The following is a 20,095-nucleotide window of genomic DNA, read 5'->3' as shown; positions in this document are numbered from 1 at the left end:
GGCGTAATGGCGACCCGGACCGCGCACCTCACCCCGGAAGGGACCGGAGAGGGGACCGGAGGACCGGGAGACCCCGGAGAACCGGGAAACCCGACCGCCCGAGCCGCCGAACAAACCCCGTCAAGCGGTACAATACGCCCATCATCTCACCGTTCCGCCCTCGTCCCCGGAGGCTTGCGTGGCCCTGGATTCGCGTTGTCCGCACTGGCTGTTCGGGGATCAGCTGGGCCCGCACTTCCTGCCCGGGGACGGGGTGCCGCTGGTGATGGTGGAGGCGAAGTCGGTCTTCCGGCGCCGGCGGTTCCACCGGGCCAAGGCGCATCTGGTGCTCTCGGCGATGCGGCACCGGGCGGCGGAGCTGGGGGAGCGGGTGACGTACGTGCGGGCGGAGACTTACCGGGAGGGGATCGAGCGGTTCGCGCGGGGGCGGCGGCTGACGGTGCATCACCCCACCAGCCGGGCGGCGGCGGGGCTGGTGGAGCGGCTGGGAAACGTCGAGGTGCGGCCGGCCCGCGGATTCCTCGTGCCGCGGGTGGAGTTCGCGGCGTGGGCGGACCAGCACGGCGGCGCGAGGGGGACGTTGCGCCAGGAGGACTTCTACCACTGGGTGCGGCGCACCCAGGACCTGCTGATGGACGGGGACCAACCCCTGGGCGGCCGGTGGAACTTCGACCACGACAACCGCGAACCACCGCCGCGCCGGGCGGAGTCGCTCGACGTCCCGGCGCCCTACCGGCCGCGCGAGGACGCCGTCGACGAGGAGGTGCGGCGCGACCTCGACCGCTGGGAGCGCGACGGGGACGTGGCGTTCGTCGGACGGGACGGCCCGCGGGTCTTCCCGGCCACCCGCCGCGAGGCGCTGAACGCGCTGAAGCGGTTCACCACCGGCCGGCTGGCGACGTTCGGCCCGTACGAGGACGCGATGCTCGCCGGCGACCCGGTGATGAGCCACAGCCTGCTGTCGTCGTCGATGAACCTGGGCCTGCTCGACCCCGACGAGTGCGTGCGGCGGGCGGAGGCGGCCGGGCGGGCCGGCGACGCGCCGATGCGCAGCGTCGAGGGGTTCGTGCGGCAGGTCGCGGGCTGGCGCGAGTACGTATGGCAGCTGTACTGGTACTTCGGCGAGGACTACCGGCACCGCAACGCGCTGGGGGCCACGCAGCCGCTGCCGCGCTGGTTCCTGGACCTGGACGCGGACGCGGTGACCGCGCGCTGCCTGGCCACCGTGCTGCGGCAGGTGCGCGACAGCGGCTGGACGCACCACATCCCGCGGCTGATGGTGCTGGGCAGCTTCGCCCTGCAACGCGGCTGGGACCCGGCGGAGCTGACCGACTGGTTCCACCGCTGCTTCGTCGACGGCTACGACTGGGTGATGCTGGCGAACGTCGTCGGGATGTCGCAGTACGCGGACGGCGGCCGGATGACCAGCAAGCCGTACACCTCCGGCGGCGCCTACGTGAACCGGATGAGCGACCTGTGCGGCGGCTGCGCCTACCGGCCGACCGAGCGGACCGGCGAGCGGGCCTGCCCGTACACCGCCGGATACTGGGCGTTCCTCGACCGGCACCGCGACCGGCTGGAGGGCAACCCGCGGATGGCACGGGCGGTGAAGGGGCTCGACCGGCTCAAGGACCTGCGCCGGCTCCTGGACGAGCGGGCCGGCCTGGACGACGGACCGCCCTGACCGGGCCGCGGTGCCGGTGCCGGAACGCGGCGCCGGGACCGGGACCGGGAGGCGGCACCCTGATCGGAACACGGCACGCGGGCCGGAACGCGGCACCCTGACCCGAGCACGGCACCCGGACCGGGACCGGCCGTACCGCCGCGTGTGCCGCGCCGTCCGGACCGCGGCGCGGGGCCGGCGCCCGGCCGAGTACGGTAAGCGTGCTCCAACCTGCGGCGACGGACGCGGCGTCGCGGTGCGTCCAGCACGCGTCGGCCCCCTCGCCCCCCTCGTTCAGCGGAAACCGTGGGGGTTTCATGCGTTTCAGCAAGGCCCCGACCGCCGTGGCGACAGCCGTGGCGGCCGGGATGATCAGCGCCGTGCTGCCGGTATTACCGGCCTCGGCGGACGCCTCGGTATCGCTCGGCCTGCCGGGTTACGCGCACATGGTGGTGGACGCGGCGCACCACCACATCTTCTTCAGCGGCGGCTACCACGGCGACGCGATCGTGGTGACCGACCTGGACGGCGCCGGGGTCACCACGATCGCCGGCGAACCCGGCGCCGACGGAATGGCCCTGTCACCGGACGGCGGCACGCTCTACGTGGCGCTCGCGCGCGGCGGCGCGGTGGCGGCGATCGACACCGCCTCCTTGACGGAGAGCACGCGTTACCGCACCGGCGGGGGCAGTTCACCGCGGTACGTGGAACCGGCCGGCGGGCGGATCTGGTTCTCCTACGCCGGGAAGGCCAGGACGTACACCGGGAACGCGGGGACGGTCCCCGACGGCGGCCTCGGCTCGGTGGACGTCGGCCGCGGCACACCGTCGGTGACCCGGCAGGCCCCGGCCTGGCGGGACGCGCCGGTGCTGGCCGCCGACCCGGCGGACCCCGGCAAGGTGGTCGCCGCCGGAACCGGCGCCAACGCTGACGCCGGCTCCGACGCCGACGCCGCCGAGCCGACGCTGGAGGTCTACGACGTCTCCTCCGGCAGCGCGGTCGAGTCGGCGGTCACCCGGGCGGCGGTCGGCGACGGCGTCAGCGATATGACGGTCACACCGGACGGTGCCGACCTCCTGGTGGCCGCGGCGGCCGGGGACAGCGTGCTGCGGTACCGGATGCCGGACCTGGCGGCCGACGGCGCGTATCGCACCGGCTCCGGCGCCGGGTCGGTGGCGGTCGCCCCGGACGGCACCGTGGCGACCGGCGGCTCGGGCCGCGACGCGCGGGTGGCGGTCGTCGGCTCCGGCGCGTCCGCCGTACGCCGCGCCTACCGGGGGTGGAACGCGCCGGCCGGGCTGGCCTGGGACCCCGACGGGTCGAGGCTGTACGCGGTCGGCGGGGGCGGCGATCCGGCCCTGACGGTGTACGACAGCCCGGAACAGGGCGACAACACGCTGACGCTGCGGGCCCCTTCGCCGGGTGTGCCGGGGCGGCAGTACACCGTCGGCGGGCGGATGACCTCCGTGGAGCCGTTCGCCGCCGGGCAGACCGTACACGTCACGCGCACCGACGCCGCCGACCCGGACGGCACCGAACTGCCGGACGTGGCGGTGGCGTCCGACGGCACGTTCTCGTTCACCGACACGGCGACCGCCCCCGGCGACGTCTCCTACCAGGTCTCCTACGACGGCGACCCGCTGCACCTGCCCGCGCAGGCGACCGCGTCGATCGGCATGGTGCGGGCCGCCGCCACGGTGTCCGCGCACGCGCCCGGCACCGCGCCGGCCGGCCACCGGCTGACCGTGAGCGGCACGCTGTCGTCGCCGGTACCGTTCGCCGCCGGGCAGAGCGTCGAAGTCCGCGCGACCGACGCACGGCACACCGTCACCGTGGGGACCGCCGACGTCGACGCGGACGGCTCGTGGTCGCTCGCCACCACCCCGGCCACCGGCGGCCCGGTCACCTACACCGCCGTGTACCCGGGCGACGTCTCGCACGACGCGACCTCGCGCACCGCCACCGTCCACGTCACGCGCACCCCGGCCGCGGTGGCGGTGACCACCGACGCGTCCGCCTACGCCCCCGACGCGCTCGCCACGGTCACCGCGCACCTGGGCGCCCCGGACGACGGCCGGACGCTGTCCGTGTGGGCGCAACCGTCCGGCGGCACGAAGACGCTGGTCAAGACGGGTGACGTCGATGCGCACGGCGACCTCGTCGTGACGTATCACGTCACGACGGCCACGGCGTTCAGCGTCACGTACCCGGGGAACCGCCGGTACACGCCGGCGTCCGCCACGCGTATCGTGCGGACGTACGCGACGGTCTCCGACAGCCTGCGGGGCTACTACACGACGGTCCGGTCCGGCTCCACCACGTACGCCGTCTACCACCGCACCGCCGACCCGCTCCAGAGCGCGGTGGTCTCCCCCGCGAAGGACGGCGCGTGCGTGGCGTTCACCGTGCAGGAGTGGTACGACCACGCCTGGCGGACGATCGCGAGCGCCGGCTGCGTCCGGACCGGGACGGCCTCGACCGCGCTGGCCCGGCTGACCGGCCCGCACCCGATCGGCGCCCACCTGCGGTTCCGCGCCGCGTACGGGCGCACCGCCGGCCACGGCTCCCGCGGTTCCTGGGTCACGTTCGAGTTCCGCGCCTGACGACGGCCGGCGCCCGGCGCGCCGGACACGGGGGCGACGCCCCGCGGCCCATGGACCGCGGGGCGTTGTCAGTGCCCGGTTCTAGTGTTCGTCGCATGGCAACGGTCACGTTCGTCGACGAGACGACATCGGGATCGCGCGACGAGGCATGGGCCCTCGCCGTCGCGGAGGAACGGCTGAGCCTGCGGGAGCTGATCCGCCGCAGGATCTTCCAGGAGGTCGCCGAGTTCAACGCGGCCGCGCACACCGGCACCCGGATGTTCCGCGGCCTGGTGACGCCCACCCGCACGGAGACCGCGCTCAACGGCGCCCGGGCGCGCGAGCCGCGGCGGATCGACGCCGAGGAGCAGTTCGCGCGGGCGGTGACCGCCTTCGGCCGCAACGGCTTCGTGGTGCTGGTCGGCGACCGGCAGGTGGAGGACCTGGACGCGCGGATCGAGCTGGCCCTCGGCGCCGAGGTCACCTTCCTCAAGCTCGTGCCCCTGGTGGGTGGCTGATGTCCCCCGACCGGGGCGGCACCGGGCGGCGGATGGAGGCGGCGGCCGCCACGGGCGACTGGGAGGCGGCCGCCGCCGTGCTGCTGGACGCCGTCCTCGACCACGACGGGCGCCGGGGCGGCCCCGGCGACGGGGTGGGCGCCGTCCTCGACCGGATGCCCCAGGAGGCACGCGTGCGGTTCGCCGACCGGATCGTCACCGCCTACCACGCGAGCGGCACCCGCGACAGCGCCCGCCCGCCGCTGCTGACGCTGCTGAACGCGGTCGCGCCGGGGCTGGACGACCGGATGGCCGCCGCCCGCCGCGACCGGCTGGCGGAGCTGTCGGCGCGCCCCACGGTGTGGGAGAGCGAGACCGTCGTCGCGCTGGCCGAGGCCGAACTCGCCGCCACCGGTCGGCTGCCGCCGATGACGGTCGCGTTGATCCGGCGCATGGGCCTGGAGCCGTACCGCACCGGCGCGCTGCCGGCGCTGGCGAAGCGGCTGACCGAACCGGTGCTCAACCCCGGCGAGCAGTGGTCCGACCTCGCCATGGAGGCGCTGGCCGGGCTGGACGCCGGCTGGACGGCCCTGGTGGCGCACGCCGCGACGGCGAACTCCGCCCGCCCGAACGCCGCGTGGGACACCACCGCCCGCGAACTGCTGGCGGGGCTCGCGGAGTCCGAGGTGCGGGCCACCGTCACCGGCTGGCTGGCCCGGGCCGGCCGGCCCCGCTCCGCGCCCTGGCCGCCGCACGTGCCGGTCACCGGCGGCGACCTGGTCTGCGACGCGTTCAACGCCAACGCGCTGCGCGGCCTGGCCTGGACGCTGTCGCTGCTGCCCCCGCACCCGGAGGTCTCCCGCGCGCTCGGCGCCCTGCTGGAGACCTCGCTGCGCAAGGTGCCGGGTTTGGGACCGCGCAACCCGAAGGTCGCCAACGCGTGCGTGCTGGCACTGGCCCGGATCGACGACGCCTGTGCGCTGGCCGAGATCGCCCGGCTGTCGGCCCGGGTGACGTACAAGAGCACCCTGAAGCTGCTGGACGCCGCACTGGAGGCGAAGGCCGCGGCCCTGGGCATGCCCCGCGAGGAGGTCGAGGAACTCGCCGTCCCCGTCCACGGGTTGACCGGGGTCGGCCGGGCGCGGCTGACCTTCGGCGACAGCACCGCCGAGGTGCGGGTCGACGGCGGCCGGGCGGTGGTCGGCTGGCGGAACGCGGCGGGCAGGGCCGTGAAGTCGGTACCGGCCGCGGTGCGCCGCGACTTCGCCGAGGAGCTGAAGGAGCTGAAGGCGGCGGCGAAGGACATCGACAAGATGCTCGCCGCCCAGTCCGAGCGGCTGGACCGGCAGTTCCTGGCCCGGCGCGTGTGGCCGTACGCCGTCTGGCGCGAGCGGTACCTCGACCACCCGCTGACCGGCACCCTCGCCCGCCGCCTGCTGTGGACGGTCGGCGGCGTCACCTGCGGCTGGGCCGACGGCGCGCTGCGCACCCTGGACGACACCGAACCGCCGGCGCCCGCGCACGACGCGCCGGTCACCTTGTGGCATCCGGTCGGCGTGCCGCCGCAGGAGGCGCTGGCCTGGCGCGAGGCGCTGGAACGGCGCGGCGTCACGCAGCCGTTCAAGCAGGCCCACCGCGAGGTCTACCTGCTGACCGACGCCGAACGGACCACCGGCACGTACTCCAACCGGTTCGCCGGGCACGTGCTGCGCCAGCACCAGTTCCACTCGCTGGCCGCGGTGCGCGGCTGGACGGACCGGCTGCGGCTGTGCGTGGACGACTCGGTGCCGCCGCCGGTGCGCGAACTGCCGCACTGGGGGCTGCGCGCCGAGTTCTGGGTGGCCGGGGACGACAGCGGGGGACACGCCGAGCTGAGCGACTCCGGCGCGTACCTGTACCTGCGCACCGACCAGGTGCGGTTCTATCCGATCGACGCCCCCTCCAACCGGGCGCACTGCGGCACCGGCCGGTACGAGACGGCGGACCGCACCGGCGGGAGGCGGGTCGACCCGCTGCCGCTGGAGTCGGTGCCGGCGCCCGTGCTCAGCGAGGTGCTGCGCGACGTCGACCTGTTCGTCGGGGTCACCAGCGTCGGCAACGACCCGACCTGGCAGGACGGCGGCCCGGCCGGGCGGTACACCGGGTACTGGAACTCCTACGGCTTCGGCGAGCTGAACCAGACCGCGCAGACCCGCCGCGACCTGCTCACCCGTCTGCTGCCCCGGCTGGCGATCGGCGACCGCTGCGAGACGCACGGCCGCTTCCTGCACGTCCGCGGCACCCGCCACACGTACCGGATCCACCTCGGCTCCGGCAACATCCTCATCGCCCCGCACGACCGTTACCTCTGCGTCGTGCCGAAGGCGGCCGGCAGCGGCGACACCGGCTACCTGCCGTTCGAGGGCGACCGGACGCTGTCGGTGATCCTCAGCAAGGCGATGCTGCTCGCCGCGGACGACACGATCACCGACCCGACGATCCTGAGCCAGCTGTAGGGCTTCGAGGAGCGGAGTGGGGATGCGGGGGCGGGAGCACGGTCGCGGTCGCGGCGCAGGCAGCGGAGGGATCGGGGGCGCGGTCGCGGCGGGGGAGCGGGGACAGCACAGGGGCCGGTCGCGGTGAGGGAGCGCGGCATCGGCCCTGGTCCGGGGCCGGCGGCCGCGGGGCGGTGACACCCGCGGAGCGGCGGGCCCGGGGCCACGCCGCTGGGAAGTCGTGCTCGGTGGGTGACGCGTCCCCCGGCTGCGGACGGCGACGGCGTGCGCGGCGTGCCGGCCGGGAAGGGAACCGGGTCATCGGTGTGCCCACGGCGCAACGTCCCGTGAGCGCGGCCGGACCGGCGCAGCGGGGCTCCGCCCGGGCCGGGTCCGTTCCGTCGAGCGAGGCGGATCGGAGGCGTCCGGTGCGGTGCGCTGCTGTCGCGTGCGGTGCTGCTTGGTGCGGTGCTTTCCGGTGCGGCGCTGTTCGGCGCTGGCCGGTGCGGTGCCGTCCGGTGCGGTGTTTCCCGTGCGGTGTTGTCCGGTGCGGTGCATCCGGTGTACGCGGCGCCGGAGTGCCGGGTTTCGGCAGGGTGTCGCGGTGACGCCGTGCTGGGGTGCGCCGGGCGTCGGAGAGCCACCGTGGACCGGCGGGGCCGGCCCTAGCGGTCCGTCGCGTCCCGGGTCCTGCGGGGGGCGGAGACCGCGGCGGAGGCCATGCCGTCGGAGACCGCCGCGGCGATCTCGTCGCCGTCGTCGCCCTGGGCGACCCGGCGTACCGAGGGCGAGGAGCCGTGGGCCTCGGCGCGGATGCGCTGCTTGATGGTGGGCGGCAGCGACCGTTCGCGGGCCAGCGGCGAGCGCGGGGCGAACTGCCGCCCGACGGCGGAGGTCCGGGGCACGTCGGGCGCGTACGGACCGGCGGCGGCACGCCCCTGGGCGGGGATCAGACCGGCGGCGGTGCGGGGGGCGGCGGCCCGGGGGCGCGGGGCGGCGGCCGGGGTTGCGAGGCCGAAGTAGGCGAGAATCGCGCGGAAGGCGTGGAGGATGACGCTTCGGATCCTCGTGACGCTGGTGACGGCCACGGTCCCTCACTCTCGGGTCGGTATAGATCGGTTCGTCAGGTGTTCTCCCTCATCATGTGTACGCAATGTCAGATTTAATGGATCTACGCGACCTGAGCGCCGCTTTTCTGATGAACACCACCCGGACGGCCCCTCCCGGCGTGCGGACCCCCTCGGTCGCCGTGCACCGTCGGGAATTCCGCGCCGCCTGGCAGGCTTTCCCGGATGGGACGGCCGACAGGTCCGGCCGCGGTACCGCATGACCACAGGAGGGGCCAGGCCGATGCGTGAGATCCTGCCCGCGTTGCACGGGTGGCTCGAGGACGGCACCGCGTTCGCACTCGCCACCGTCGTCGGGGTGGAGGGAAGCGCGCCGCGCCATCCCGGCGCCGCGCTCGCGGTGGCCGCCGACGGCCGGGTGGTGGGCAGCGTCTCCGGCGGCTGCGTCGAGGGCGCGGTCTACGAGGCCGCCGCACAGGCGCTCCAGGACGGTGTCACCCGGTCGCACGACTACGGGGTCGATGACGACGAGGCGTACGAGGCCGGGCTGACCTGCGGGGGCACCCTGCACGTGCTGGTGGTCCCCTACGGTGCTCCGGGGCCGCGGGCCGTGCTGGCCGGCGCCGTCACCGCGATCGGCGCCGGGGAGCCGGTCGCGGTGCTGACCGTCACCGGCGGCGAGGCGGAACTGGGGGCGACGCTGACGCTGCGGGCCGGCCGGGTCGGGGGCACGCTGGGGGACGCCGGCCTGGACGCGGCCGCCACCGAGGACGCCCGGGGGCTGCTGGCCCAGGGGGCCAACGGGGTGCGCCGGTACGCGACGCGGGGCGGGCGGCGGTGCGAGGACCCGGTGACGGTGCTGGTGCAGACGTTCGCGCCGCCGCCGCGGATGCTGGTGTTCGGCGCGATCGACTACGCGTCGGCCACCGCGCGGATCGGCGCGTTCCTCGGCTACCGGGTGACGGTGTGCGACGCGCGTCCGGCGTTCGCGACCCCGGAGCGCTTCCCGGACGCCGACGAGGTGGTGCGCGCCTGGCCGCACACCTACCTGGCCGGCACCGCGGTGGACGAGCGGACGGTGATCTGCGTGCTGACCCACGACCCGAAGTTCGACATCCCGCTGCTGGTCGCCGCGTTGCGCACCCCGGCCGCGTACATCGGGGTGATGGGCAGCCGCCGCACACACGACGACCGGGTGGCGCGGCTGCGGGAGGAGGGTGTCGGGGACGCGGACCTGCGGCGGCTCGCGTCCCCGATCGGCCTGGACCTCGGCGCGCGCACCCCGGAGGAGACCGCCGTCTCCATCGCCGCCGAGATCGTCGCCGCCCGCTGGGGCGGCACCGGGCGCCCGCTGACCGGCCTGACCGGCGACATCCACCGCCCGGCCGAAGCGCGGTGACGGCCGGCGGCCCCGCCGACCGGGTTGCCGGCGGGGTCGCCGAGGCGGGAGCCCGCACCGGCGGCCGGCCGCGAGGTCCCCGGCGGGGTGCTGCTCAGCGGCGCGAGAGGTACAGGTCGAGCGCCTTGTGGAGCAGCTTGTTGAGCGGGTAGTCCCATTCGCCGACGTATTCGGCGGCGCCGCCACCGGTGCCGGACTTGAAGCGCAGCAGGCCGATGTGCGGGTCGGACTCCTCCAGGGTGTCGGTGATGCCGCGGAAGTCGTAGACCGAGGCGCCGCCCGCGTGCGCGTCCTGGATCATCCGCCACTGGAGGGCGTTGTTGGGCTGCACCTCGCGCTTGCGGCTGGTGGAGGCGCCGTAGGAGTACCAGACGTGCCGGCCGACGGTGAGCGTGGTGGCGGCGGCCAGCGTGTCGCCCTCGTGCTCGGCGAGGTAGAGCCGCATGCGGTCGGGGTCCTCGGCGGTCAGCGAGTCCCACATGCGCTGGAAGTACTCCAGCGGGCGCGGCAGGAACTTGTCCCGTTCGGCGGTCTCCGCGTACAGCTCGTAGAACGCGGGCAGTTCGCCGTAGCCGCCCAGTACGACCTTCACACCGGACTTGTCGGCCTTCTTGATGTTGCGCCGCCACTGCTGGTTGAAGCCCTGCTGGACCTCCTCCAGCGATCTGCCCTCCAGCGGCAGCTGGTAGACGTGGCGCGGCTGGCCGGCGCCGAAGCCGCCCTCCTCGTCGCCGGTGCGCCGCCAGCCGTTGCGGCGCAGCCGGTCGGTCAGCGCGGCGGCCCGCGGGTCCTCGCTGGTCGGCGGCAGGTCCCCGAGCCGGTGGACGGCCGGGTCGGCGATCGCCTCCTTGATGGCGGCGGCGTCCCAGCGGCGGCCGATCACCGGTGGTCCCATCTTCACCGAGAACGCGCCCTGCGACTTGAGGTAGGCCAGCATCGGGTAGAGCCAGCGGCCGATGTCGGGGTCGTGCCAGTCGATGACCGGGCCTTCCGGCAGGTAGGCGAGGTACCGCTTGAGCTTGGGCACCGGCCGGTAGAGCACCAGCGCGGTGCCGCGCAGCTCGCCGTCCTTGAGCCAGCCCAGGCTCTCCGAGCGCCAGTCCGGCTTGACCCCGCCCCAGGACGGCACCTGCGTGTGGCTGGCGGAGTCCAGCCCGCGGATGAAGGCCAGATGGTCGTCTCGGCTGATCGTCCGCAGTCGGAAGGTCATACGGGTCCTTTCGGGGTGTCGGAGGCGGCCGGCCCGCGGGGTCCGGCCGCCGCACCCACGGGGTCCCGCGGGGGGCGGCCGGCCGTTAGTCGGTGCCGAGGACCCGCACCGGAGCGCCCGCCAGGTAGGCGGTGACCGCGTCGACGGCGTCACCGTAGGCCAGCGTGAAGGTGTCGCCGGTGACGTAACCGATGTGCGGGGTCAGCACAGTGTTGCGAGTCTGCCGCAACACATGATCGGCGGGCAGCGGTTCGGTGTCGAACACGTCGAGTCCGGCCCCCGCGATCCAGCCCTCGCGCAACGCGGTGACCAGCGCGTCCTGTTCGACGAGCGGGCCGCGCGAGGTGTTGACGAGGTACGCCGTCGGGCGCATCGCGCGCAGCTGCTCGGCACCGATCATCGCGGTGGTGGACGCGGCGAGCTTCATGTGGACGCTTACCACGTCGGAGGTCTCGAACAGCTCCTGCTTGCCGACCGCCCGGATGCCGTCGCCGGCCGCCGTGGCGCGTTCCTGCGTCAGGTTCGGGCTCCACGCCTGCACGTCCATGCCGAACGCCGTGCCGATCCGGGCGACCCGCCGGCCGAGGCGGCCCAGGCCCACCACGCCCAGCGTCAGGCCGTCGAGCCCGGTGCCCACGCCGTCCTGCCACACGCCGGCCCGCAGCGCGCTGTCCTGCGCTCCGGCGCGGCGGGCCAGTTCCAGGATCAGCGCCCAGGCCATCTCGGCCGCCGGGAAGGACGGCATCCGGGTGCCGCAGACGGTGATGCCGAGCCGGGCGGCGGCCGGCAGGTCGATCGCGGCGTTCTTCAGACCGGTGGTCACCAGCAGCCGCAGTCCGGGCAGCGCGCCGAGCACCGCCTCGCCGAACGCGGTGCGTTCGCGCATGCACACGACCGCCTCGAAGCCCGACAGCCGCTCGACCAGGTCCTGCGGTGCGTCGAGGTGGTCGGCGAAGAACGTCACCTCGCAGCCCTGCGGCAGCCCCCGCCAGCACTCCAGCTCCGCCGCCACGCCGTTGTAGTCGTCGATCACCGCGATGCGCATCGCATGCTCCCCTTCACCGTTCCTCGTTGGTCCCCGACAGTCTCCCGCCGCGATCACGCGGTTCCAGGGGCGGGGCCTGCATGCCGCAGTTGACGGTGCACTGCGGCGCCGCGGCGGCCGGGCCGGGGTGCGGGGAACGCACCGTCAGCCACGCCACCCCGCCGCCGGCCGCCATCAGCGCGGCGCACAGGATCACCGCGGTGCCGAACGCGTGGTGCACGGCGGGACCGGAGGCGTACTCGTCGCCGGACAGGCCGACCGCCAGCGGCAGCGCGGCGACCGCGACCAGCCCGGCCGCGCGGGCGGCGGCGTTGTTGATGCCGGAGGCGATGCCCGCCCTGGCCACCGGCACGGCCGCCAGCACGGTCGACGTCAGCGGCGCGACGAACGCCGCCATGCCGAGCCCCTGCACCAGCAGCGCGGGCAGCAGCGTCGAGACGTAGGCGTGGCCGGGGCCGACCCGGTGCAGCATGAGTATGCCGATCGCCGCCACCAGCGGGCCGACGGTCAGCGGCAGGCGCGGCCCGATGCGTCCGGCCAGCGCCGCCGACCGGGAGGACAGCAGCAGCATCGTCACGGTGATCGGCAGGATCGCCAGGCCCGCCTGGAGCGCGTCGTAGCCGTTGGAGACCTGCAACTGCACCGGCAGCAGGAAGAAGACGCCCATCAGCGGCGCGTACAGGCACAAGGTGATGATGTTGATCGAGCTGAACAGCCGGGAGGAGAAGAGGTCCAACGGCATTATCGGATGAGCGGTCCGACGTTCCCGCCGGATGAAGCAGTACGCGAGCACGACCGCCGCGACCGCCGTGCCGATCACCGCGGGCGAGGCGCCACCGGTCGGCGCCGCCACCAGCGCGTACGTCAGTCCGGCCAGCGCGAGGGCGGCGAGCGCGGCACCCTGCACGTCGAACGAGCCGGTCTCGTCCTGGTCCAGGCTCTCCGGCACGTGGCGCAGCGCGAGCCCGACGGCGACCGCCGCGACCGGCAGGTTGATCAGGAAGACCCAGCGCCAGCCGGGCCCGTCGACCAGCCAGCCGCCGAGGAACGGTCCGACGGCCGCGGCGCCCCCGCCCAGGCCGGACCAGGCGCCGACCGCCCGGGAGCGGTCCTGCTCGGCGTAGGTGGCCTGGATCAGCGCCAGCGACCCGGGGGTGAGCAGCGCGCCGCCGATGCCCTGGAAGGCACGGGCCGCGATCAGCACCGTGACGTCGGGCGCCACCCCGCAGACGGCCGAGGCGAGGGCGAACCACACCGTGCCGATGACGAACAGCCGCCGCCGGCCGAACCGGTCCCCCAGCGAGCCGCCCAGCAGGATCAGCCCGGCCAGCGTCAGCATGTAGGCGTTGACCGTCCACTGGAGCGCGGCCAGCGAGGCGTGCAGGTCCTCGCCGATCCGCGGCAGCGCGACGTTGACCACCGTGCCGTCCAGTTGTGCGATGCCCGATCCCAGGACGGCGGTGATCAGTACCCACCGCCCGCGTCCGCTCTTGAGCCGGATGCCGCCGGCCGCCACCGCCTCAGCTGTCATGGGGACGATGCTCCCCCGGCGGACGCCCGGCGGCGGTCACCCGGTGAGGGCGAGTCGGCCGTCGTCCGGCTGCCGGACGCCCGGGGGACCCTATAAAACTCACATAGAGGAATTATCACCCCATTGCTACGCTGATCATGCCATTGGCCTATACAACGGGAGGCAGCTATGGCGCAGGCAACCGGGCGGTCGTCAACCATGACACCGCCGCCGTCCTCGCACACCGAGCGGCAGCGCAGTCCGTGGGCAGCCGGGCTGGTGCTCTTCGCGGGCATCATGATGGTCGCCAACGGCATCCTCAGCATCTTCGAGGGCGCGGTGGGCGTCACGAAGAACGGCGTCTACGCGGCGACGGGGAACTACACCTACAAGTTCGACGTGACCAGCTGGGGATGGATCCACATCGCGGTCGGCGCGGCCGTCGCGATCGTCGGCCTCGGGGTGATCGCCGGGCTGAACTGGGCGCGCTACCTGGGCATCTTCGTGGTCGCCCTGAGCATGTTCGCCAACTTCATGTTCCTGCCCTACTACCCGCTGTGGGCCCTGGTGGTCATCGCCATCGACGTCTTCGTGCTGTGGGCGCTGTGCGTCTACCGCCGCGGCGACCAAGGGGGCGGCGCGCGCACCTCGGCCCGGTAGCGGGCCCCGCGGGCACGGCGTTCACCGGAAACCTTCGGCGGATCCGCCGGAAGACGGGCACGAGGGGGCTCGGTGGGCGACCATGAGGGCATGCTGCTGGCAGACGTCGCCCGGATCTCCCGCGAGGTAGCGGGCACTCCGGCCCGCAACGAGAAGACCGCCGCCCTCGCCCGGCTGTTCCGTGACGCGCAACCGAGCGAGGCTCCGGTGGTCATCACGTATCTGGCCGGCCGGCTGCCCCAGCGGCGGATCGGCGTCGGCTGGAGCACGCTGCGCGAACGCTTCGAGCCCGCGGCGCAGCCCCGGCTGACGGTGCTGGGCGTGCATGCGGCGCTCAACCGGATCGCGGCGGTCTCCGGCAAGGGGGCGCAGGCGCGGCGCCGGGACCTGATCGGCGAGTTGATGGGCGCCGCCACCGAACCCGAGCAATCGTTCCTGCTGGGCCTGATCGGCGGCGAACTGCGGCAGGGCGCGCTGGACGCGCTGGCGGTGGAGGGCCTGGCCGCCGCGGTCGGGGCGCCGGCCGACGACGTGCGCCGCGCGGTCATGCTGGGCGGTTCGCTCGGCGCGGTCGCCGAGGCGCTGCTGGCCCGCGGCCCGGACGCGCTGACCGACTTCCGGCTGGAGGTCGGCCGCCCGGTGCTGCCGATGCTGGCGCACAGCGCGAAGGACGTGGACGACGCGCTCGACCGGCTCGGCCCGTGCGTGCTGGAGGAGAAGCTGGACGGCATACGGGTGCAGGTGCACCGGGACGGCGACCGGGTGCGCATCTTCACCCGCACGCTGGAGGACATCACCGACCGGCTGCCCGAAGTCGTGGCGGCCGCCCGCGAACTGGCGGTCGACCAGGCGATCCTGGACGGCGAGGTGATCGCGCTGGATCCGGCGGGCCGCCCCCGGCCGTTCCAGGAGACCGCCTCCCGGGTCGGCTCCCGGCTGGACGTCGAGGGCCAGCAGGCGACCCTGCCGGTCTCGCCGGTCTTCTTCGACCTGCTCGCGGTCGACGGCCGCGACCTGCTCCAACTGGCCACCACCGAACGCCACGCCGAACTGGCCCGCATCGCCCCGGAACCGCGCCGGGTGCGCCGCATGGTGGCCGCCGAACCCGGCTCGCCCGACGTGCGGCGCGGGGCGCGGGAGTTCGCCGTCGGCGTGCTGGACCGCGGTCACGAGGGCGTCGTCGTCAAGGCGCTGGACGCGCCGTACCGGGCCGGGCGGCGCGGTTCCGCCTGGCTGAAGGTCAAACCGGTGCACACCCTCGACCTGGTGGTGCTCGGCGCCGAATGGGGCCACGGGCGGCGCACCGGCAAGCTGTCCAACCTGCACCTGGGCGCCCGCCGTCCGGACGGCTCGTTCGCGATGCTCGGCAAGACGTTCAAGGGTCTGACGGACTCGATGCTGGCCTGGCAGACCGATCACCTGCGGTCGCTGGCCACCGACGACGACGGCTTCGTGGTGCGGGTACGGCCCGAACTCGTCGTCGAGATCGCCTTCGACGGCCTCCAGCGCTCCACCCGCTACCCGGCCGGCGTCACCCTGCGCTTCGCCCGCGTGGTCCGCTTCCGCGAGGACAAGCCCGCCACCGAGTCGGACACGGTGGAGACGGTTCTGGGGCTGCTGGGCTGAGGGGCTGGTGAACGGGCGGGGCGGGGGCCTGACGGGCCGGCGGGGCGGTGAATGGCCGGGCGGGGCGGTTGGGCCGGCGGGGCAATGGACGGGCGGGGCGGCGGACGGACGGCGGGGCGGCAGGCGGCAGGCGGCGGGGCTGATGGGCTGATGGGCTGATTGTCCGACGACTCCCCACCAGCAGCCGCCGGCACCGGCAACCGCCAGCACCGGCACCCGCCCGCACGCGTCCCGCTCCCCGCATCCGCATCCTCCGCCGCCCCCGAAAACCTCCCCCTCAGAACCCTCCCCCGCCGAAGCCGCCGTCACCGCCTCCTCCGCCGCCGAAGCCGCCGTCGCCGCCGTTGCCGAATCCGCCGCCGCCGAAGTCACCGGGGTCGAAGTCGGAGCCGGAGTAGTCGCCGCCGTCCGGGCCGCCGCCGGCGTCGTAGCCGGTGCCCTCGTCGCCGGTGGCGTACCCGTAGGAGGGGCTGGCCATGGCGCCGCCGAGCATGGTGCCGACGAGCAGGCCGGGCAGCAGGCCGCCGCCGAAGTAGCCGCCGGCCCATGGGCCGTACATCGGTCCGGCGTTCCAGTACGGCTGCCGGCCGGACGCGGTCTCCACGGTCCGCGCCATCGGCTCGTCGCCGTCCTCCAGCCGTGTCGCGTCGGCGGCGCAGGCCGGCACCTCGCGCGGGCTGCCGCCGACCGGGGTCCACACGACGTCGCGGACCGAGGGGCCGTGCCGGGGGTCGAAGAAGCACGGCGGGCGGCGCTCCGGCAGCGGTTCACCCGCGCGGCGGGCGGCCAGCGTGGCCAGTGCGAACCGGCCCTCCTCCAACGTCCCGGTGACCGGCCGCACGTCCTGCGGCGCCCGCGCGGCGGCCATCTTCGCCTTGGCGCTCTCGTAGGCGTCGAGCGCCTGCTGGTAGTCGCGCCGCATCGCGTCGTCGGCGGACGGGTCGCCGGGGGAGAAGTCGAGCCGGTCGAGTTCCTCGCCGTAGGCGGTGATGTCCTCGTCGACGACGGTACGCAACCGGTCCAGCTGGGCGTGGTCGCGGCGGGCGCGCAGGGTGCGGGAGCGGTGCCGGAAGGCGAAGCCGCCGCCGACCGCGAGCACCGCGACCACGGCGAGCACCACGAGGCCGCTGACGAAGCCCGCACCGCTGTTGCCCGCGGGCTCGTTGGAGCCGCCGGACCAGGAACGGGGGGCGGAGCCGCTGGCCTGCGGGAGCGCCCGGTCGACGAACGCGTTCAGCTCGGTGCCTGTCGAGGAGGCGTCGTTGCGCTTGACGTCCCCCACCAGGTTGGCGACCGCGTTGGGCGGCATGACCTGCGGGTCGGCGCCCGCGTTGAACCCGCCCCCGAGGTGGATCGCGTAGACGCCGGTGACACCGACGGAGGTTCGCAGGTCCTGGAGCACGGTCCGGGCCGGGAACTGGCCGTTGGCCGGCAGGACCGCGACGAAGAGCGGCTTGTCGGCCTTCTTGATCTTGTCGGCCAGAGCGGTGGCCTGCGCCTTGGGCAGTTGGCTCTGGACGCGTGGGTCCACGTAGACCGGCCCGTGCTGGAGCGCGGTGGCCGCGGTGTCGATACCGGTGACCGCGTGCGCGGAGGACGACAGCGGACCGCCGGCGAGGGCGAATCCGCCGAGGACCGCCGGCAGCGCGGCGATCAGCAGCATCAGGGGGCGTCGGCTGAGCCGCCCGGTGGCCAGGTGCATGAACGCCTCTCCTTGACCGTGACTTTTGACTTAATTGACCAATGCATTGCCTAAGTCATAAGCCCACGGTACTGGATGAAACGGACAAACACCCCTGATTGCAGAGGTTTGGCGGCGGGTGGCTCGGATGCGCGGCGACGGCCCCGCGGGTATCCGGAAACGCGACGGCGGCCCGCTGCGGGGTCGGCGTCCTACCGGCCCCGGGCGGACCGGCCGGCCGGGGAGCGTCTCAGGAGGTCAGCGCTGGGTGGTCTCCGGCTCGGGCTCGGCGACCGGGACCTGCCGGGCGGCGGACTCACCGGGAGCGGCCTTGATGGTCTTGTGCGCGACCCCGTCGTTCTCGCCGGAGTGGCCCTCCTTGAAGTCCTCCTTCAGCGCGCGCGTCTCGCTCTTGAGGATGCGCAGCGACTTGCCGAGGGCGCGGGCGGTGTCGGGCATGCGCTTGGCACCGAACAGCAAGAACACGACGACAAGGACGATGATCAGGTGCCAGGGTTCCAGACCGTTGCGAAACACCGGTGCCTCCTTCTGTATATCCCCGTACGAAATATCCCCGTACGAACCGGCGAACCGTTACCCATGGAGTATCGCTGACGGCCGCTGAATAGGGGAGCGGGCCCGGGGCAAAGATCCGGGCGGCGGCCGGAACGTGGTGCCGGTCACGCCGCGGGCCGTGCGCCGGACGCCGGTCGGCCTCCCGCCGCGGCCTGTCCCGCCCCGCCATCGCGGTGCCTGTACGGGGACCGTAACAACACTCCTCCGTATTCCCGACGCCGTCGGGCGCAGGCTCCCGTACCCTCGCGATGTGTTGGTCCGACTATTGCGGGCGTATCTGAAGCCCTACACCTCATCCATTCTCGTGATCGTGCTTCTCCAGCTGATCTCCACGCTGGCGACGCTCTACCTGCCCACCCTCAACGCCGACATCATCGACAACGGCGTGGTCAAGGGGAACACCGGCTACATCGTGTCCATCGGCGGCGTGATGCTCGTGGTGACCCTGGTACAGATCCTCTGCTCCATCGGGGCGGTGTACTTCAGTGCCCGCACCTCGATGGCGCTCGGCCGCGACCTGCGCGGGTCGGTCTTCGGCCGCGTGCAGTCCTTCTCCGCCCGCGAGGTCGGCAGCTTCGGCGCACCCTCGCTGATCACCCGTACCACCAACGACGTCCAGCAGGTGCAGATGCTGGCGCTGCTGACCTTCACCATGATGGTCTCGGCACCGATCATGTGTGTCGGCGGCGTCGTGATGGCGCTCAACCAGGACGTGCCGCTGTCGGCGCTGCTGCTGGTCATCGTCCCGGTGCTGGGCGTCGTCGTCTCGCTCATCGTGCGCCGGATGCGGCCGCTGTTCCGCGGCATGCAGGAGCGCATCGACAACGTCAACCGGGTCCTGCGCGAACAGATCACCGGCATCCGGGTGATCCGTGCGTTCGTCCGCGACACTCACGAGCGCGAGCGGTTCGAAGGCGCCAACAGCGACCTGATGGACGTCTCCCTGCGCGCCGGGCGCCTGATGTCCATGATGTTCCCGCTGGTCATGCTGGTGGTGAACCTCTCCAGCATCGCGGTGCTGTGGTTCGGCGGCCACCGCATCGACAGCGGCCACATGCAGATCGGGGCGCTCACCGCGTTCCTCAGCTATCTGATGCAGATCATGACGAGCGTCATGATGGCCACCTTCATGTTCATCATGATCCCGCGCGCCGAGGTCTGCGCCGAGCGCATCCAGGAGGTGCTGGCCACCGACAGTTCCGTCGTGCCGCCGGCCACCCCGGTCACCACCACCACGCGCCACGGCGTGCTGGAACTGCGCGACGTGGAGTTCCGCTATCCGGGTGCCGAGGAACCGGTGCTGCGCGAGATCACCCTGTCCGCGATGCCCGGTGAGACGACCGCCATCATCGGTTCGACCGGCAGCGGCAAGTCCACTCTGCTGGGCCTGGTCCCCCGGCTGTTCGACATCACCGGCGGCCAGGTGCTGGTCGACGGTGTCGACGTGCGGGAGCTGGCGCCGGACCTGATGGCCCGGATCATCGGTCTGGTGCCGCAGAAGCCGTACCTGTTCAGCGGCACCGTCGCGTCGAACCTGCGCTACGGCAGGCCGGACGCCACCGACGAGGAGCTGTGGCGGGCCCTGGAGACCGCGCAGGCCCGCGACTTCGTCGAGGCCATGGCCGACGGCCTGCAGGCGCCGATATCCCAGGGCGGCAGCAACGTCTCCGGCGGCCAGCGGCAACGCCTGGCCATCGCCCGAGCCCTGGTGCGCAGACCGGAGATCTACCTGTTCGACGACTCCTTCTCCGCCCTGGACTACGCCACCGACGCCCGGCTGCGCTCCGCGCTGTCCCGGGAGACCCGGGAGGCCACGGTGATCATCGTGGCCCAGCGGGTCAGCACCATCCGCGACGCCGACCGCATCCTGGTGCTCGACCAGGGCCGGGTGGTCGGCAACGGCACCCACGCCACGCTGATGGCGGACAACGAGACGTACCGCGAGATCGTGCTGTCGCAGCTCACCGAGCAGGAGGCGGCGTGATGACCACCCCGCGCCCGGCCGTCGTCACCCGGCCTCCCGCGGTCCTGCGGACCCGCGCGACCGGCGTCAACGACACCCACGAGGAGGGTCAGTGACCACCCCCGCACCCCGCAGGGGTCCC

At 73.8% G+C, this 20,095-nt stretch carries 14 protein-coding genes; 8 read left to right on the top strand and 6 right to left on the bottom strand.

Features of this window, described 5'->3' with window-relative positions:
* Positions 1 to 184: 184 nt before the first annotated feature.
* From POF43_RS04520 to POF43_RS04505, 4 genes are all read left to right on the top strand, one after another.
* Entirely contained in the window at positions 185 to 1,684 is a 1,500-nt protein-coding gene (locus tag POF43_RS04520; protein WP_303659151.1) for a cryptochrome/photolyase family protein, read from the top strand.
* Positions 1,685 to 1,980: 296 nt separating this feature from the next.
* On the top strand, positions 1,981 to 4,266 hold the full coding sequence (locus tag POF43_RS04515; protein ID WP_271324186.1) for a YncE family protein: 2,286 nt from the start codon (positions 1,981 to 1,983) through the stop codon (positions 4,264 to 4,266).
* Between the two features lie 95 nt (positions 4,267 to 4,361).
* Positions 4,362 to 4,763, top strand: coding sequence for a hypothetical protein (locus tag POF43_RS04510; RefSeq protein WP_271315833.1), 402 nt, complete (start codon positions 4,362 to 4,364; stop codon positions 4,761 to 4,763).
* Positions 4,763 to 7,237, top strand: coding sequence for a DUF4132 domain-containing protein (locus POF43_RS04505; RefSeq protein ID WP_271324185.1), 2,475 nt, complete (start codon positions 4,763 to 4,765; stop codon positions 7,235 to 7,237). The genes POF43_RS04510 and POF43_RS04505 overlap by 1 nt, the downstream gene beginning before the upstream one ends.
* A 644-nt stretch (positions 7,238 to 7,881) precedes the next feature.
* On the opposite strand, the gene POF43_RS34765 is transcribed toward POF43_RS04505, so the two are convergent.
* A complete protein-coding gene (locus POF43_RS34765; protein ID WP_282704413.1) occupies positions 7,882 to 8,304 on the bottom strand; it encodes a DUF6344 domain-containing protein in 423 nt (140 codons plus the stop codon).
* A 262-nt stretch (positions 8,305 to 8,566) separates the two neighbouring features.
* Between POF43_RS34765 and POF43_RS04495 the strand changes: the two genes are divergently transcribed.
* Positions 8,567 to 9,682 carry an XdhC family protein gene (locus POF43_RS04495; protein ID WP_282704412.1) on the top strand — a complete coding sequence of 372 codons (1,116 nt, stop codon included), beginning with the start codon at positions 8,567 to 8,569 and terminating at the stop codon, positions 9,680 to 9,682.
* A 94-nt stretch (positions 9,683 to 9,776) separates the two neighbouring features.
* Here the strand turns inward: POF43_RS04495 and POF43_RS04490 are convergent, their stop codons facing one another.
* The 3 genes from POF43_RS04490 to POF43_RS04480 form a co-directional block, all read right to left on the bottom strand.
* A complete protein-coding gene (locus POF43_RS04490; protein WP_271324666.1) occupies positions 9,777 to 10,892 on the bottom strand; it encodes a lipid II:glycine glycyltransferase FemX in 1,116 nt (371 codons plus the stop codon).
* An 85-nt stretch (positions 10,893 to 10,977) separates the two neighbouring features.
* Positions 10,978 to 11,937 (bottom strand): D-2-hydroxyacid dehydrogenase family protein, encoded by a 960-nt coding sequence (locus tag POF43_RS04485; RefSeq protein ID WP_271324665.1) that lies wholly within the window; start codon positions 11,935 to 11,937, stop codon positions 10,978 to 10,980.
* 13 nt (positions 11,938 to 11,950) lie between these two features.
* Positions 11,951 to 13,468, bottom strand: coding sequence for an MFS transporter (locus POF43_RS04480; protein ID WP_271324664.1), 1,518 nt, complete (start codon positions 13,466 to 13,468; stop codon positions 11,951 to 11,953).
* A gap of 168 nt (positions 13,469 to 13,636) precedes the next feature.
* On the opposite strand from POF43_RS04480, the gene POF43_RS04475 reads away from it, so the two are divergent.
* Together POF43_RS04475 and POF43_RS04470 are read left to right on the top strand one after the other, a co-directional pair.
* Entirely contained in the window at positions 13,637 to 14,107 is a 471-nt protein-coding gene (locus POF43_RS04475; RefSeq protein WP_271316376.1) for a DUF7144 family membrane protein, read from the top strand.
* A gap of 90 nt (positions 14,108 to 14,197) precedes the next feature.
* A complete protein-coding gene (locus POF43_RS04470; protein ID WP_271316377.1) occupies positions 14,198 to 15,733 on the top strand; it encodes an ATP-dependent DNA ligase in 1,536 nt (511 codons plus the stop codon).
* Between the two features lie 277 nt (positions 15,734 to 16,010).
* Here the strand turns inward: POF43_RS04470 and POF43_RS04465 are convergent, their stop codons facing one another.
* The gene (locus POF43_RS04465; RefSeq protein WP_271323382.1) at positions 16,011 to 17,435 is read right to left on the bottom strand and encodes a hypothetical protein; all 1,425 of its coding nucleotides are present in this window, start codon (positions 17,433 to 17,435) and stop codon (positions 16,011 to 16,013) included.
* Positions 17,436 to 17,672: 237 nt separating this feature from the next.
* Positions 17,673 to 17,951 carry a Sec-independent protein translocase subunit TatA gene (gene tatA / locus POF43_RS04460; protein ID WP_271314546.1) on the bottom strand — a complete coding sequence of 93 codons (279 nt, stop codon included), beginning with the start codon at positions 17,949 to 17,951 and terminating at the stop codon, positions 17,673 to 17,675.
* A gap of 289 nt (positions 17,952 to 18,240) precedes the next feature.
* Here tatA and POF43_RS04455 point away from each other — a divergent pair, with 289 nt between their 5' ends.
* Entirely contained in the window at positions 18,241 to 19,974 is a 1,734-nt protein-coding gene (locus POF43_RS04455) for an ABC transporter ATP-binding protein (RefSeq protein ID WP_271323383.1), read from the top strand.
* The last annotated feature ends 121 nt before the right edge of the window (positions 19,975 to 20,095 follow it).

This window comes from Streptantibioticus silvisoli, from assembly GCF_027947535.2.
GTDB classification, from domain to species: domain Bacteria; phylum Actinomycetota; class Actinomycetes; order Streptomycetales; family Streptomycetaceae; genus Streptantibioticus_C; species Streptantibioticus_C silvisoli.
Note: the sequence above shows the minus strand (reverse complement) of the source record. Positions and strands in the feature narration are given on the sequence as shown.